Source organism: Pseudomonas sp. AC193, assembly GCF_979258075.1.
The window spans coordinates 1,330,333-1,346,656 of the sequence record NZ_OZ409832.1 but is presented as its reverse complement, the minus strand read 5'-3'; the positions used below and the strand labels follow the sequence as shown (position 1 = coordinate 1,346,656).

General features: G+C 59.6%; 9 protein-coding genes. 7 read left to right on the top strand and 2 right to left on the bottom strand.

What is annotated here, in order from left to right:
• The first annotated feature begins 122 nt into the window (after positions 1 to 122).
• Together ACZZ0D_RS06300 and queD are read left to right on the top strand one after the other, a co-directional pair.
• Complete coding sequence (locus ACZZ0D_RS06300) at positions 123 to 1,202, top strand: patatin-like phospholipase family protein (RefSeq protein WP_401239710.1); 1,080 nt, start codon at positions 123 to 125, stop codon at positions 1,200 to 1,202.
• A gap of 85 nt (positions 1,203 to 1,287) precedes the next feature.
• Positions 1,288 to 1,644: a 6-carboxytetrahydropterin synthase QueD gene (gene queD, locus ACZZ0D_RS06295; protein WP_463552707.1), complete on the top strand. Its 357-nt coding sequence runs from the start codon at positions 1,288 to 1,290 to the stop codon at positions 1,642 to 1,644.
• Positions 1,645 to 1,702: 58 nt separating this feature from the next.
• Here queD and ACZZ0D_RS06290 read toward each other — a convergent pair whose 3' ends face one another.
• Positions 1,703 to 8,737 carry a TcdA/TcdB pore-forming domain-containing protein gene (locus ACZZ0D_RS06290; protein ID WP_463552706.1) on the bottom strand — a complete coding sequence of 2,345 codons (7,035 nt, stop codon included), beginning with the start codon at positions 8,735 to 8,737 and terminating at the stop codon, positions 1,703 to 1,705.
• Positions 8,738 to 9,096: 359 nt separating this feature from the next.
• Between ACZZ0D_RS06290 and ACZZ0D_RS06285 the strand changes: the two genes are divergently transcribed.
• The 4 genes from ACZZ0D_RS06285 to ACZZ0D_RS06270 all read left to right on the top strand — a co-directional run bounded on the left by ACZZ0D_RS06285 (position 9,097) and on the right by ACZZ0D_RS06270 (position 13,439).
• Positions 9,097 to 9,909: an alpha/beta fold hydrolase gene (locus ACZZ0D_RS06285; RefSeq protein ID WP_463552705.1), complete on the top strand. Its 813-nt coding sequence runs from the start codon at positions 9,097 to 9,099 to the stop codon at positions 9,907 to 9,909.
• Between the two features lie 244 nt (positions 9,910 to 10,153).
• Positions 10,154 to 11,425 (top strand): cytosine permease, encoded by a 1,272-nt coding sequence (gene codB / locus ACZZ0D_RS06280; RefSeq protein ID WP_463552704.1) that lies wholly within the window; start codon positions 10,154 to 10,156, stop codon positions 11,423 to 11,425.
• A 15-nt stretch (positions 11,426 to 11,440) separates the two neighbouring features.
• The gene (gene codA / locus ACZZ0D_RS06275; RefSeq protein ID WP_053121942.1) at positions 11,441 to 12,676 is read left to right on the top strand and encodes a cytosine deaminase; all 1,236 of its coding nucleotides are present in this window, start codon (positions 11,441 to 11,443) and stop codon (positions 12,674 to 12,676) included.
• Between the two features lie 115 nt (positions 12,677 to 12,791).
• Positions 12,792 to 13,439 carry a carboxymuconolactone decarboxylase family protein gene (locus tag ACZZ0D_RS06270; RefSeq protein WP_463552703.1) on the top strand — a complete coding sequence of 216 codons (648 nt, stop codon included), beginning with the start codon at positions 12,792 to 12,794 and terminating at the stop codon, positions 13,437 to 13,439.
• A gap of 394 nt (positions 13,440 to 13,833) precedes the next feature.
• Here ACZZ0D_RS06270 and ACZZ0D_RS06265 read toward each other — a convergent pair whose 3' ends face one another.
• Positions 13,834 to 14,814, bottom strand: coding sequence for a diaminopimelate epimerase (locus ACZZ0D_RS06265; RefSeq protein ID WP_463552702.1), 981 nt, complete (start codon positions 14,812 to 14,814; stop codon positions 13,834 to 13,836).
• A 246-nt stretch (positions 14,815 to 15,060) separates the two neighbouring features.
• Between ACZZ0D_RS06265 and ACZZ0D_RS06260 the strand changes: the two genes are divergently transcribed.
• Positions 15,061 to 16,212, top strand: coding sequence for an MFS transporter (locus tag ACZZ0D_RS06260; RefSeq protein ID WP_053121948.1), 1,152 nt, complete (start codon positions 15,061 to 15,063; stop codon positions 16,210 to 16,212).
• The last annotated feature ends 112 nt before the right edge of the window (positions 16,213 to 16,324 follow it).

The window sequence follows — 16,324 nt, the reverse complement described above, 5'->3', positions numbered from 1 at the left end:
GGCTGCGATCTGTTGATCTTGTTTTTAAAAGACAGGATCAAAAGATCGCAGCCTTCGGCAGCTCCTACAGGATTCTGTAACATGTGCTTATAATTGTTCGCTTGCTAACGATCGAGACCGGTATGACCGCCATCCACATCAAGTTCCCCGCCCTCACCCTCAAGGCCGGCCCACGGGCCATGGCGCGGATTCGCGCGCAGGGTCTGAACGCCGCTGACGTCGGCACCCTGCCCGGTGCGGCCGGTGGGCCGAAGGCGTTGGGGATTCAGGGGCTGGATCTGGCGCTGTTCGGTGAATGGCTGCCGAGTGCGCCGCGTGAGCGTTCGCTGATTGGCGCCTCGGTCGGTTCCTGGCGCTTCGCCAGCGCTTGCCTGCCGGACGCCGCCGCAGGCATCCGCCGCCTCGGCGAGCTCTACGCCGAGCAGAATTTCAACAAAGGCGTGACCATGGCCGAGATCAGTCAGAGCTCGCAGCGCATGCTCAATGACCTGCTTGATGGCCGCGACGCGAGCATCCTCGACAACGCGCATTACCGCTTGAACATCATGGTGGTGAAAAGCCAGGGCCGTCTCGCTGATGACCATCGCGGTCGCCTCGGTCTGGCGCTGGGTTCGGTGATCGCCGACAACCTGCGCGGTCGTGCGCGACTGTCGCGGCACTTCGAACGGCTGATCATCCACGATCCGCGCCTCGCCCCGCCGGTGAATGCGCTCGACGATTTCCCGTCGCGCTTCGTCGCCCTGAATGCCGGTAACTTACGTCAGGCGCTGCTGGCCTCGGGGTCGATCCCGATGGTCATGGAAGGCGTGCGCGACCTGCCGGGCGCCGGGGCTGGCACCTTCCGCGACGGCGGTCTGCTCGACTATCACCTCGACCTGCCCTATAGCGGTGACGGCATCGTGCTTTATCCGCACTTCACCGACCGGGTGATTCCGGGCTGGTTCGACAAGACCCTGCCGTGGCGCAAAGCCTCGGTGCAGCGCTTGCAGGACGTGCTGCTGCTCGCGCCGTCGAAGGAATATCTGGCGCGTCTGCCCTACGGCAAACTGCCCGATCGTAACGACTTCAAACGCTTCATGGGTGACGCACCGAGCCGGCAGAAATACTGGCACGCGGCGATGGACGAGAGCCGCCGTCTGGGCGATGAGTTCCTCGAACTGACTGCCAACGGTCGCCTCGCCGAGCGCTTGCTGACCCTTTAGTCAGCACGGCCAAACACAAGCTGGTAAACTCGCCGCCTGCCCGAATCGCTGCGGCGAACGCCATCTGAACAGAGCCAAAAATACCGTGGAAATCTTCAAAGAGTTTACCTTCGAATCCGCCCACCGCCTGCCGCACGTCCCGGACGGCCACAAGTGCGGACGTCTGCACGGTCACTCGTTCAAAGTGGCGCTTCACCTGAGCGGCGACCTCGATCCGCACACTGGCTGGATCCGTGATTTCTCGGAAATCAAAGCGATCTTCAAGCCGTTGTACGAGCGTCTGGATCACAACTACCTGAATGACATTCCTGGCCTGGAAAACCCGACCAGCGAAGTACTGGCCAAATTCATCTGGAATGAAATGAAGCCGTTGCTGCCAGAACTCAGCGCAATCCGTATTCACGAGACGTGCACCAGCGGCTGCATCTATCGCGTCGAATAAACGTAAAAAAGGGTCGTGAGCATTACTGCTCACGACCCTTTTTATTCGCTCAGCGGACTTAGTCGCTGAGTGAGTCGATCAGCGTCTTCAACTCGATCACCTCCCCCGCTCTCTGCACTTGCTGCAAAGTCCTCAGCAGTTGCTCGACATTCAGCCGGTGATCGCGCCCCTCAATGGCGACGCTCAGGTAGATCGGCACCCGCAATTGTCCATCCTGTGGCTCGACGTCGCGGATAATCAACGTTTGCGCAGTGTCCGGATCGACCAGCAACAGGCTGCCCCGCGCCTCCGACACCAGCCAGTGCGCGCTGCCGAACCGTTCCAGTAGCAGCGTATGCTCGCCCGGCGCAGCGTCTTCGGAGACATGCCGGCGATCGATAACAATACAGTCCAGCCGTCGCCAGGCCTCGTCCGATACCCGGAACGTCTGCGCATTCAAACCGAATGCCAGAACCAACGTCTCGACCCCATCAAGCAACAACGGTTGCAAGTCGTCGACATCGATTGTGCTTTCCAGCGTGAGCACCTCACCGTCCCGCGCCGCGTGACTGGCCGCAAGATTGAAACGGTTATCCGAATCGCGGCGGTAAAACACTTTGTCCAGCACATCGAACAACAGCGTTTGCCACACGTTTTTCACCCCCAGGAACTGCGCCCACTGACCGTCGGGACGCCCCTTGAGGACAAACAGTTGCTCTTGCTCCACCAGGTAGTAAGCATACTGATCGCCACTGTGCTCAACCGCGAGCACCGGTGCGTGGGCGTGTCCCGCCAGCAAATTGTGCAGACGCGCCTGAAGTGACAAGCCGCTCTGATCGGCACGAGCCCATGCATTTTCCACGCTGACTATCCGCGCTGGCTGCTCATCCACCAGTTCAAGATTGACGCCTTCGCGGGTGCGGCCGCGCAACCGCTGTCCTTCGCTGACGACGTCGGCAAAACACCACTCGGCCCAGACTTTTTGCGCCGGTGGTAACCGCTCCGGATGCAGCAGCCGCGAACCCCCGGCAAATGCCTGGCGAAGCGTTTCGGCGCTGCTGAATTCCTGACGATAGAGCTGACCGGCTTCGGTATCGAAAAACCATACGGCCTGGCCATCCGGGGTCAGACTGAGCAACGCCAGTTCTTTGCCAGGATTGACCTGACTCACACACAGCTTGCCGTCGACACACCACGCGGCCAGCAGGGTATGTTCGCTGAACTGCGACAGGCCAATCACCGGGAAAGGTCGTTTGCCGTGCTCAATGACCAGCGCAGGCAGCGCGGAAATCCAGTCGGGGTGATGGTCGAGCCAACGCTTGCCGACACCGATGAACGTCGGCGCAGCGTCCTTATCGATCTCGAACATCTGCCCATCGGCCCTGGTCAAGATGTAGCGACCATGCGATTGCGTCACTTCAGCCACATCGCTTATCAAGGTTTGATCAAGCGCGCTATCCGGACCTGCGGGATTGGAAAAACCACGTATCAGCGCGCTTTTCGCCACGTCGTAAAAAAGCATTGACTCATTGTCCGACTGATCCCACATCAGCATGATTTTTTGCACCGGCGCCTTATCATCCGCACCGTCATTGGCGTAAAAACGGTCATCACTCAGACGTATCCAGCCCGACATCACGGGATCGCCCAACAAGGATCCACGCACGCCCACGAATGGAGCGGATGTCCAAATGCTCAGCGGCACCTCGACCCCGGCCAACGCTGCGGACTGCTGGTCAGACTCCCTCAACCGACTGAGCCGCTCCGCCCACGTCCCGCCTAACCACGCAGTATCGCTCCTGAATGCGTAGTCAGCGCTGATGTGGACGAAGGTGACGGTGTTGTCGGCGATCAAGTACTCCAGCGTGCAGCGCGCGTCTTCATCGTGGATCATTTCCTGAAGAACACGCAGCTTGCCGTCAGCGGTTTGCTCACAGCCAATGATCTTCGAGCCTTCGCGCGGACTCAGCAGGCGATAAGCATGATTGACGCGGCCCATGGCGGCATCGACGTGCCATACCGTCGCGTAATCCGGGTGGTAGAACCACGCCTGTTGCCCGGAAACGCCGCCCAATGCCATTCCTTCGCGTAATGCGGCCGGCATGTCGCGCACATACAGCACTCGATCCAGTGCCACGTCGTAGTAAGCGGTGGTGTATTGCACATCGGCGTCGTGATTGAACGGCACGATGAAGTGATACAGGGGTACATAGCGGCCAGCCAGTCGATTGGCTTTGGCCAGCGTGCGCAGGCGCGCCAACACCGTGGGCATGTCAGCAGGCTTGGCATCTGGGAACTCGGGGGTACTTTTGCTCAGCGTGATCGACACCAACATCCACGTGTCTTTCTCGCGATCAAACTGAAACAGCTCGCCATCCCTGAGCAGCAGAAAACCGTTGAAGCCGGCGACCCGTACGCCGCCGACGATCAGATCCCCACCGCCAAAACCGACCTGTTTCTCGCTCGCCCAGGGGGCTCTGATCAACCAATTGACTTCATGCAAGCCGCCGGGTTTGCTCAATCGAACCGTGATGACACCGGGCGTCAGTGTCAGTTGATAAAGCCCGGATTGACCGGTGATCTCATAACTCAGCAGGTTGTGCCATGCCTTCGGCAATTCAGGGACGACCAGGTAACGCGCCTGATCATCCAGCGTCACAGTGATGGTCGTCGGTTTGTTGACGGGCAGGAGCTTGTAAAGAATGTGTGCAAACGGTGCGGTGGAGAAAAACTGGAAGCGCTGCTCGTCATTGTCACTGGCAAATTCCAGGCGTTTTTTCCAACTGTCCAGAATGTTCGGATACAGGGTCATTGAAGAGCTTTCGAAATAGCCTTCGAGGTCGCCATCGTAAGCCTCATGCAAAGCCTTTACGCGCGGGTAAAGATCATCGTCCGGCTTGAATCCCGAAGAACCCAACTGGTACTCATACCCGTAGTAACACTGGGGCGTACAGGGCAGAACGACGATTTCTATACCCCGATCATCCGTCTTGCCGAATTTGAGCGTGCCTGCGCGAGACATCGCCTCGCGAATATTGATGGCCCGATGCAGATGCTCAGGGGACGAGTTGTAGCCAGGCAAACCCAAGGTGTGCGGCTCCAACGGGAAAAACCGCTGGCTATCGAACCTGACCAGACGTGCCTGCAGATCAAGTTCGGTGATCACCGCTTCCACGGCGAACTTCAGCACACCGTCCTTACGTTCTACCCCTTCAAGCCCGTAGGCATCGTGAATCATCAACAGATGTCTGCCGACGTTTCGCGCCTTGTCACTGATTTGTCCAAGGTTGCTGGCGATGGCCGTGAAACCGATGCCCAGCCCCAACAGCGGCACCGCCAAAAACGAAGCTGCCGCACCCACGGTTCCGCCCACGGCCAACGCGGTCACATCAAGGCCCAGCGCTGCCAGATTGAACGCCAGTTGCGTGGTCAGCCGCGAACGTTCTTCATCATTGCTTGCCACCGTCAGGCCATGGATGTCGAAGCCGATATTGATCAGTGAAAAACCGATACCGATACCCGCCGAAACACGCCCCAACAGCCGACCCGACACCGAGGTTTGCTGCTTGATAAACGCCTGTTCGCTGAGTGCCACCTGACGCACCAGATTGATCATCTGCACCGTGTCTGTCACCACGCCGTAGGCCAGTTGCGCATAGCTCACATAGACCTGAACCTGCAGGGCGATGGACAGCGTTGGCAGCGAACCGGCATCGAGCTGACGTTCGCGGTCGCGCATTTGCGTCACCAGGGTCTGGATGGCAAAAGCGAAACTCAGCCGACTGCCACCCTCCTCCGCGCCAGGGCCGCCAGTATTGCCGGAGACCGCATCGACCAACTGCTGAACGCCTTTCTTTACTTTCAAGAAGCGCGCATCGGCGGTGTTGATGTGGACGCTGTTGGCCGGATGTCGCGCGTCGATCATGGTGAGCGAAAAGCGCCCGTCGGCGCTGCTTTTCACGCTTTCCAAAAGCGGCATGTATTCGCTGCGCAGCCCATGTTCGTTGCGCAATTGGCGCGTCGCCAGATCGAACTCTTGCGTCAGATAGCGTGCATCCACTTGCGCGAGGCTTTCGCCCAGTCGGGCATTTTCCGACAGCGAGCGTGCCCTCAGCGCTGATTGCTTCTCCCACACACTGATCGACTCAACCCCCGGGAGCGCAGTGTTCTCCAGCAAGCTGCCAACCTGCAGACTCGAGGGCAACACGGTCTCGGCAATGGCGGCAGTGTTCAGCTCAACCACGTTGAAGCGCAGATCGCCGGCATCCGCCAAACCATACAACCTTGCCAACTCACCACCATCGCGAAGCAGGTGTTCTTTGATGCCTTGTTGCATCGCCGATCCATGCTCGAAACCATACACCGCGAAATTCGGCTCAAAGAAGCGATAGGCCGTGCTGTCAGCGTTCACCACTCGGGCCGCCAGCAACACATGATTGCCGGTGTCGAGCAGCAGCACACTGGACGCCGCTTTCGCCTCCAGCGCCGCCATCACTCCCTGCAAATCGTGACTACCCAGTGACGTGCCGACGTGGCTCATGCGCACCTCACGCAGCTCATCGAGCGACAACAGTAACGCCCGGGAGTCAGCGTCCGCTGGCGCCAGACTGGCGTTGGCGACCCTGCCGATCAGCGCGCGTTCGGCGCTCTCACCACGGCTGAATGCCGCCGCCATCAGCAACGCCAGCGGATAACAACGGCGGCCGGGATCACCCGCCGCGTGCACCAGAAAGGCCTGGGGCATTTGCCGCGCAGAGACCGCGCCCGCCTTGAAAAACTGCTCGCGCACGAGCGCTGCCTGCTTGAGGATCCGGGTGCGATATTCCCACTGCGCGGTGGCATTGATTTGCGCAATGGATTGGCCCCAATGACTTAGCGTCAACGACCGCGACAGCGCCAGTACCTTGAGTTCACGGGCCGACTGCTCGCCCCGTTTGACGTTACGCGCCAGCGCCGCTACGAAGGCCGGGGCCTGACGTTCAGACAAGGTTTTCTCGATGGCAGCAAAACGCGCGAATAACCCGCTATCAGCGCTGTGTCTGGCGAGTGCTTGCGCGGCTTGCCACGCGGGTTCAAACCCTGCGCTATCAAGACTTTCAGCAGCAAACAGCCCGCCGAGTACCACGCGATGCAACGGGCTCAGTTGCTCAAGGGGTAGCGAACCACGCCCGAGATGCACCAGCAGTTCATTGAGATTTTCCGGGTGCTGTGCGCCGACGGACGCCGGGATGTCGTCGATCCGTTGGCTTCGTATTTGACGACGCTCATCGAAACTCAGGCTGGCGTTGCCCGCAAACACCACATCGCCACTGAGCTTGTCGCTCATGGCGCGAATAAAGGGTTCGCCCAGCTCATTGATCAGCCGTTGCACGATAGCGGTGATCATTACCGGTTTGCCCTCAACCACCGGCCAGCCACGCTTGAAGGTCAGGGTATTCGCCGGATTGAGCAGCTCCTGCAGATTGGCGGTGTAGCGTGCCTTGAATTTGCCGTCGCGCCAGGCTTGTTGTTCGTTCGCCACAAAAGAAGAACCGGGATCCTCGCGCTCCAGCCATCCGCTGATCGAATCCTCCTCGGTTGCTGCGTTGTAGCCCTTGGGCAGATATTGCATCGCTTCGGCTTTCGAGGCCCCAACGACGGTGTATTGCTCAGCGGCGTAAAAACCCGCTCCTGCATTCAAGACCCCAGGCCCGGTCAACTTGATTGTTCCGCCCGCGCCTGGCACCACACCGTCACGATGGTAATCAACGATGGCACCGATGATGCCTGCCTCATGACTGTGCCAGATACGGCTTTGCGCCTCGCCGCCAGTAAAGGGAAATTCAACTTCACGTATCTTCTTCTGAGTAATAGCCAATACTTGGTCATCTCCCCACTTCATGCCACCTTCGTCCAGTTCGCGTTCCACTGCTTCAATGACATCGTAGTAATAGCGAATCAGCTTCATCGTCGCGTGGGTCATTTGCGCTTGCGGATGCGCAGCAATATAGGCATTCATCAAATGCGGTTTTTTATTATCAACATCGAAGGGCGAGCCCATACCAAACATGTCCAAGGAGGTCGCTTGCCCTGTCACCGGCAAAAAAACCTGATCAAGGCTTGGCGAACTTTTTGCAAATAACTGCAACGCCTCCAGATGCTCGGCCGGTATATATTTTATGTAGTCCACATAGCGACTTTCATCTCGCCCCGGCATCAGCCGGTCGTTATGGTTAAGTAACAGTTGCAAGACACCGGTTCGTGCTTCCTTGGCCAACTTCGCAACAGAGACCCCCGCCATTTCTCCGACCAGCGGCGGCAAGTAATCAAGGTCACTGTAAACACCCCCCTCCCCATGCACAGCTTGCAGCCGCACCACATCGGAAGCCGCCGCAAAGTTGCCACGCAAGGATATTTCACGGTCATAGGCAGACCACAGAAAGTGTTCCCTGAACGCCTGCCGGGCATTGCGTACCTGCACACGTTCGTCGGCCATGTCCAAGTGACTTTGCAAGTAGCGCTCTCGCGCCGCCCGCAGTTGCGACTTGTCCTGAGCAAATGCTTCGACCAGAAATTCGATGCGCGCTTCATCGGGGCTCAGCCCGCGTACTTGTGCCTGCTGGATGAAATCGAAGGCCTGTCGCCGCAAGACCGCCAACCGCGCTTCGTACAACTGACTCAAGGCAAAACTGGAAATCGGCTGATCGCCCCCTGAAAGCATGGCGTCTGCCTTGGCGGCTTGCACCAGGGTGCGATTGACATCAAACGCCATCAACGCCTCGGGGTCGTACCAGAGACTGAAAGTAAAGTCTGCCGGGGCCCGGGCTTTCCAGATGTTGAAATAGTCGCGCTGATTGACGCCAAACATTGCGCCGCCCACCCAGACAAAATGCAGGTGTTTCGGCACCTCCTGGGCAGTGAGCAAGACGGTGTTTTGCAGACGTTGACGATAACTTTCCACTGTACGCACAAGATCAGACAGCCCCGCAACTTCCTCCTGACTCTGCAACGCCAGCAACGTTTCCTGGAACAGGCTGATGGTCTGGAGCATGCCCTCCGATGTCTCTTGCAACAGTGCCGCCGCCTGATACCTGAGCGCGGCCTCGTAGTGTTCGGCGCCTTTAAAGGCGTTCAAGATGCTCTCAACCTCCGAAGGGGCAGCGATCTTTTGCCATTCCTGATATTCACTGATTACAAAACTTTCTGAAGCCATTCTTAAACATCCTTTTTAGCGATAACTTCGAAAATAAAAGCGACACGCAGCCGTTCACCCAACTTCACAAACACTGAAGTTGAAAATTCGATCTGGAATTAAATACGAGAACAAAACTACGCCATGCCCACAAAAAAACCAAAAACAACGCACTACAAGCCATTACGGAAACATGCAACAAACAATCGAAACTTTGAGAAAGACACTTAATAGATGCGGCACAACCTATTGGCCGATTATTGATTATGCTATTGGCTTGAACACGCGAAGAGGACAGCCCCATGACAGACTGGCTGCTGGATCAGGTCTTTGACTTCAACGGTCACTCAGTGCGCCATGCCGTACGTGGCGATGGCCCGCCATTGGTGTTCGTGCATGGCACACCTTTCTCGTCTTACGTGTGGCATCGGATCGCGCCGCACTTCTTTGCCACGCACCGCGTGTATTACTTCGATTTGCTCGGTTATGGACGCTCCGCGAAACCTGACGCCGATGTCTCCCTCGGTGTGCAAAACCAGTTGTTGGCGCAGTTGCTCGATCACTGGAACATCCAAAATCCCGACGTGGTCGCCCATGACTTTGGCGGTGCCACCGCGCTGCGCACTCATCTGCTCAATGGCAAGGATTACCGCAGCCTGACGCTGATCGATCCGGTGGCCCTGACGCCATGGGGCTCGCCGTTCGTACAACACGTGCGCCAGCATGAGGCAGCGTTCAGCGGTCTGCCCGATTACATCCAGCGCGCCGTCGTGCCGACCTACATTCGCGGGGCGATTCACCGGGCGATTCCCGACGACGAACTCGCGCCTTACGTAGAGCCGTGGCTCGGCGATCCCGGGCAAGCGGCGTTCTATCGGCAGATTGCGCAGATGGATGAGCGCTATACCCGTGATGCCGAAAGTTTGTACCCGACGATCCGTTGTCCGGTACAGATTCTCTGGGGCGAAGACGATCAGTGGATTCCCATCGAGCGTGGCCGAGCGTTACATCAAATGATCCCGGGATCACAATTCCACGCCATTCCCAACGCCGGCCACCTCGTCCAGGAAGACGCCCCCGAAGCCATCGTCGCCGCCCTATTACGCTTCCTCTGACCCACCACAAATCCCTGTGGGAGCGGGCTTGCTCGCGAAGGCATTCTGTCAGTCAGTGCATTCGTTGACTGACACACCGCTTTCGCGAGCAAGCCCGCTCCCACATTGGGCTTCGGTGAAGTCAGGTGCACCGATTTCGCGCTAATCCACGCGACTCGTCTATACATAACCCGCGCCAACCGGAACATGGCACGACCACTGCAACCCTCCCCCGCGTCTCCCTCTCTCCAGCAAGGACCGCCCCATGACGCAGAACGATCCCGGCAACGATTACCCCCTCAGCGAAGTCCCGATGCACGCGCGCAAAGGCCTGGCCTCTACGGCGATGGTGTTACTGGGCTTCACGTTTTTCACCGCGACCATGTTTGCCGGCGGCAAACTCGGCGTGGCGTTCAGCTTTGGCGAGATGATGGCGGTGATCATCGTCGGCAACCTGTTGCTCGGTTTGTACGCCGCAGGTCTGGGTTACATCGCCTTCAAGAGTGGCCTCAATTCGGTGTTGATGGGGCGTTTTTGCTTCGGCGAAGTCGGCAGCAAACTCAGCGACCTGATCCTCGGTTTCACTCAAATCGGCTGGTACGCCTGGGGCACTGCCACGGCTGCGGTGGTGCTCGGCAAATACTTCGATCTGGATCAAGGCACGGTGCTTGGCTTGATGGTGCTGTTCGGTCTGGTGTTCTGTGCCACGGCTTACGTCGGTTATCGCGGACTGGAGATTCTGTCGTACATCGCGGTGCCGGCGATGATGTTGCTGCTGATGCTGTCGATGTGGGTCGCCACGGTGAAAGTTGGCGGTTTCGAAGGATTGCTCAGCGTCGTGCCAAGTGGTTCGCTGGACTGGTCGACGGCGATTACTTTGGTGTTCGGCACCTTCGTCAGCGGCGCGACGCAAGCGACCAACTGGACGCGTTTCTCGCGCTCGGCGCGTGTCGCGGTGCTGGCCAGTCTGATCGGTTTCTTCATCGGCAACGGCTTGATGGTGTTGATCGGCGCGTATGGCGCCATCGTCTATCAACAGCCGGACGTGGTTGAAGTGCTGCTGTTGCAAGGCTTCGCCATGGCCGCGATGGCCATGCTGCTGCTGAACATCTGGAGCACCCAGGACAACACCATCTACAACTTCGCCGTCGCCGGTTGCAACCTGCTGCGCACCGGACGGCGCAAGACCGTGACCTTGGCCGGCGCGGTGATCGGCACCTTGCTCGCCCTGCTCGGTATGTACGACATGCTCGTGCCCTACCTGATTCTGCTCGGCACGGTGATTCCACCGATTGGCGGGGTGATCATGGCCGACTTTTTCTACCGCTGGCGCGGGCACTATCCACGCCTGGCCGACGCACGGTTGCCGGCGTTCAACTGGCCGGGCCTCGGGGCTTACGCGGTCGGCACCGTCGCCGCGTTCAGCTCGCCATGGGTTGCGCCGCTGGTAGGCATCGCCGCTGCCGCGTTAACGTATGTCATCGTCACCGGCGCGCTCGGCGCTCGCAGCGCGGCCGCGCCACTACAAGACTTATAAAAAAGGATTCGCCTGATGCACATCATCAACGCCCGTTTGCGCAACCAAGAAGGTTTGCACGAATTGCACCTTGAAGACGGCCTGATCCGCAGCATCGCCCGGCAGACCGAAGCGCCGACGCTGGGCCCCGACGATCTCGACGCCGGCGGCAATCTGGTGGTGCCGCCCTTCGTCGAACCGCACATTCACCTCGACGCCACCCTGACCGCTGGCGAGCCGCGCTGGAACATGAGCGGCACGCTGTTCGAAGGCATCGAATGCTGGGGCGAGCGCAAGGTCACCATCACCGAAGAGGACACCAAGACCCGCGCCAAGAAAACCATCCAGACCCTCGCCGCGCACGGTATTCAGCACGTGCGCACCCACGTCGACGTCACCGATCCACAACTCACCGCACTGAAAGCCATGCTCGAAGTGCGCGAAGAAAGCCGTCACCTGATCGACCTGCAAATCGTCGCGTTCCCACAGGAAGGCATCGAGTCGTTCCGCAATGGCCGCGAGTTGATGGAAGAGTCGATTCGCATGGGCGCAGACGTGGTTGGCGGCATTCCGCATTTCGAGTACACCCGCGATCAAGGCGTCAGTTCAGTGAAGTTTCTGATGGATCTGGCCGAGCGCACCGGTTGCCTGGTCGACGTGCATTGCGACGAAACCGACGACCCACACTCACGCTTCCTCGAAGTACTCGCCGAAGAAGCACGCAGCCGCGACATGGGCGCTCTCGTCACCGCCAGCCACACCACGGCGATGGGTTCTTATGACAACGCTTACTGCGCGAAACTGTTCCGTCTGCTCGGGCATTCCGGGATCAGTTTTGTCTCCTGCCCGACCGAAAGCATCCACCTGCAAGGACGCTTCGACAACTTCCCGAAACGCCGTGGCGTGACCCGGGTGAACGAGTTGCTTGAAGCCGGGATGAACGTGTGTTTCGGTCAGGATTCCATCGTCGATCCGTGGTATCCGCTGGGCAACGGCAACATCCTGCGGGTGCTTGAGGCGGGTCTGCACATTTGCCACATGCTCGGTTATCGCAACCTGCAAAGTGCGCTGGATCTGGTCACCGACAACAGCGCCAAAGCGATGCATCTGGGCGAGCGTTATGGGCTGGAACAGGGGCGTCCGGCGAACCTGCTGATTCTGTCGGCGGACAGTGATTACGAGGTGATCCGCAGTCAGGGTTTGCCGCTGTATTCGATTCGCGCCGGCAAAGTGCTGATGAAACGGCAGATGCCGGTGGTGGAGTTCGTCTAAGGTGAAGAAACCGGCGTCGCAATGACGCCGGCAACCCCTGCGATGGATGCTCCTTCATGCTGAAGTTCGTGCGTAGTTGATCAGCCGCCATCCTCATGTTCTTGAGGATTTTCCAATGAACCACACCCCCTCACCCATGGCCTCGCTGTACCACGAAGGCCGACAGACGTTTACCGAACTTGTACCCGACGGCGGCGCTCGGCTCGATGCGCTGTTTCACACCGTGCCCGCGCTGGGTGAATTGGCGGTTGGCGTGGTCTATGGGCATTTGCACGCCCGGCCTGGCCTCGATCCGCGCCTGCGCGAAGCGGTGTCTTTTGCAGCCATTGTGGCGTCGGGCATGGTCGGCCCGCCATTGAGTGTGCATCTGAAGACAGGGCTGGCCTCGGGTTTGGCCCCCGGTGAAATGACTGAGGTGCTGTTGCAGGCCTCGGCATTCGCGGGGTTTCCGCGGGCGGTGAGTGCGGCGGAACAACTCAATCGGCTGTTCGACGAGTCTGGGTTGGCATCACCGCCGGCACCGACACCCCGTGAAATCGCGTTGGAATTCTGTGAGCAAGTGCGCGGCGGGCACGCGCCGATGCCGGTCAGTGCAGCGGTGAAACGCCTGTTGAAACATGCGCGGCAGCTGGCATTGCAGGCCAGTTCGGCGCATGCGGTGATTGTTGAATGTTTCGAGGATGAGCCATCGCCCCGCTCATTGCTGCGGTTGGAGGTGCAGGGTGAGCAGGTGGTGTCGGTGACGTTGTTCAAGGCGCACTGACGAGGTGTCCTGGCGGGCCCCATCGCTGGCAAGCCAGGCTCCCACAGGGTTTTGGGGTGAACACATTATTTGTGTGCCCCTGAATTCACTGTGGGAGCGAGCCTGCTCGCGAAGAGGCCCGCACATTCAACATCAACGTGACTGACATAACGCCTTCGCGAGCAGGCTCGCTCCCACAGGGTTATGTATTTGGACTGGTGTTTGTGTTCACATCTGAGCCACTGTAGGAGTGAGCCTGCTCGCGATTGCGGTGTGTCAGGCAACATATGATTTGAAGGGTAGTCCGCTATCGCGAGCAGGCTCACTCCTACAGTGGATTTTTGGTGGACATGATGTTTGTGTTCAGCACAAAACCCTGTGGGAGCCTGGCTTGCCAGCGATGGCGGTTTCGAGTTCAGCCGATCAACCGCGCCGTACCAAACAATCTGACGCGCACCTGCTCGCCGTCGATTGCTTCCAGCAAAATGGGTGCCGTGCCGCCGGGCATGACCACCTGCACTTCACCCGCTTCAACCCAACCCACCCGCCATGCCGCACACGCCACCGCACTGGCGCTGGTGCCTGATGACGCCGTCGGCCCTTCGCCACGTTCGAAGACGCGCGCGACGATGCGTTGCTCGGAATCGCGTGCCGCCCATTGCAGATTGACGCCCGCCGGGCACGGGTCGCCAGCGCCGGTCGGCATGGCGTAGGCGATCTGGGTCAGGCCTTCATTCAGTGGCGACTCACGCATCTGTTCGTTACTCGGCAACGCCGACTTGTCGCCAAGCAGCGTCACGCAATGTGGATTGCCGATGCGCACAAATTGGCTGTGCTCCCAGGTCGGATCAAGTGCCGCCAATGGCTGAATTCTGCTGACCTCCCGGCTATTGAAATCAACACTTTCAACGCCCTGCGCACCCACCGCGCACGGCCCGAAATCCGCTTGACCGAGATCGAGCCAGAAGCCTTGCACACCTTCGACTTCGGCAGGTTTCACCGACGTTTCCACCGCGTCACCCTTGTCGTGATGAACGCGCAACAACGCACCCTCCTCCCGCAGCAATCCTTGCTCGGTCAGCGCTTTGGAGAAAATCGTCAAACCGTTGCCACTGCGCTCGGCGAGGGTGCCGTCGGTGTTGACGATCAGCACATCGAACGGCGGCGAGGTCTGGAACGGGCCGATCAGCAGGCCGTCGCTGCGGTGGGATTTGCTGTTGGCTGGGCGCTGGCCATCGGGCCAGTCGCAGCAGCGTTTGATAGCGGCCTCAGTCCAGGACTGGCGCAAGGATGCGCATTCGGCAGCGCTGGCAGGCAGATCAATGCCCGCCTCGCGCAAGGCTTGCGGCGAAACCACACCGTAGATATTGCCCCGCGCATCATAAAACTGCGTCATCACTCGCCTCTATGCTCACCGTGTTGAAGCACTCACTCTAACGGCTAACACAATTCCTGTGGGAGCGGGCTTGCTCGCGAAGGCGGTGTGTCAGGTGACATTTTTTTTGCCTGACAGACCGCCTTCGCGAGCAAGCCCGCTCCCACAGGGTAGGATGTCGTCTGCATGTACCCGAACACTGGCGATCGAACCTCGACGCCGTATCACTGTCCTTCGGGGACGCGAAGTTTTTTGCCAAGGATCGATATGACCAGCCTCAACGCCCAAGCCACCTTCGTCCCCGGACGCCTGCAACAGATGTCCACGCGCATCGCCTTTTTCATCGCCGGGCTCGGCATCGCGGCGTGGGCGCCGTTGGTGCCGTACGCCAAGGCGCGCGCCGGGCTCGATGAGGGTACGCTGGGTTTGCTGCTGTTGTGCCTAGGTGTCGGCTCGATTCTGGCAATGCCACTGGCGGGGATTCTCGCCACACGCTTCGGCTGTCGGCGCGTGGCCACGGGCGGCACGTTGTTGATCTGTGCAGCGTTGCCGTTGCTGGCGACGGTGTCGTCGATCCCTGCGCTGGTCGCCACGTTGTTCATGTTCGGCGCCGGCCTCGGCACGGTGGATTCGACGGTCAATCTGCAAGCGGTGATCGTCGAGCGCGCCAGCGGCAAGAACATGATGTCGGGCTTTCACGGCTTGTTCAGCCTCGGCGGGATCGTCGGTGCGGCGGGCGTCAGCGCCCTGCTCGGCCTCGGCCTGACGCCGCTCGCCGCGATGCTGGTGGTGGTCGTGGTGCTGATCGCGGCGCTGTGCAAATGCGTGCCGCACATGTTGCCTTACGGTAGTGAAAGCTCGGGCCCGGCATTCGCCATCCCCCACGGCATCGTGCTGTTTATCGGCGGGATGTGCTTCATCGTCTTCCTCACCGAAGGCGCGGCGCTGGACTGGAGCGCGGTGTTCCTGGCGCAGGAACGCGGGATCGACACGGCCTATGCCGGATTGGGTTACGCGGCATTCGCGTTGACCATGACGGCGGGACGCTTGATGGGTGACCGGATTGTGCGGATTGTCGGCGCCACGCGGATCATTCTATTTGGCGGTTTGTTGGCGGCGGGCGGTTTGTTTCTGGCGACGTTCGCGCCGAGTTGGGAAGCGGCATTGGTCGGGTATGCGCTGGTCGGCGCCGGTTGCTCGAACATCGTGCCGGTGCTGTACACGGCGGTGGGCAAACAGACGGTGATGCCGGAAAGCATCGCGGTGCCGGCGATTACCACGTTGGGCTATGCGGGGATTTTGGCGGGGCCGGCGGTGATTGGCTTTGTCGCGCACGCCAGCAGTTTGAGCTTCGCCTTTGGGCTGATGGCGGTGCTGTTGGTGGCTGTGGCCATTGGTGGGAAAGTCTTGAAAGTCTGAAGCAAAAGATCGCAGCCTGTGGCAGCTCCTACATGAGATCGTTCCCACGCTCTGCGTGGGAATGCCTCAATGGACGCTCCGCGTCCGCTTTTGGACGCAGAGCGTCCCGGGC

Excerpts from the sequence above, each read along its gene's own strand:
- ACZZ0D_RS06300 (WP_401239710.1), top strand. The coding sequence starts at position 123 with ATGACCGCCATCCACATCAAGTTCCCCGCCCTCACCCTCAAGGCCGGC.
- ACZZ0D_RS06270 (WP_463552703.1), top strand. The coding sequence starts at position 12,792 with ATGAACCACACCCCCTCACCCATGGCCTCGCTGTACCACGAAGGCCGA.
- codB (WP_463552704.1), top strand. The coding sequence starts at position 10,154 with ATGACGCAGAACGATCCCGGCAACGATTACCCCCTCAGCGAAGTCCCG.
- codA (WP_053121942.1), top strand. The coding sequence starts at position 11,441 with ATGCACATCATCAACGCCCGTTTGCGCAACCAAGAAGGTTTGCACGAA.
- ACZZ0D_RS06265 (WP_463552702.1), bottom strand. The coding sequence starts at position 14,814 with ATGACGCAGTTTTATGATGCGCGGGGCAATATCTACGGTGTGGTTTCG.
- ACZZ0D_RS06285 (WP_463552705.1), top strand. The coding sequence starts at position 9,097 with ATGACAGACTGGCTGCTGGATCAGGTCTTTGACTTCAACGGTCACTCA.
- ACZZ0D_RS06260 (WP_053121948.1), top strand. The coding sequence starts at position 15,061 with ATGACCAGCCTCAACGCCCAAGCCACCTTCGTCCCCGGACGCCTGCAA.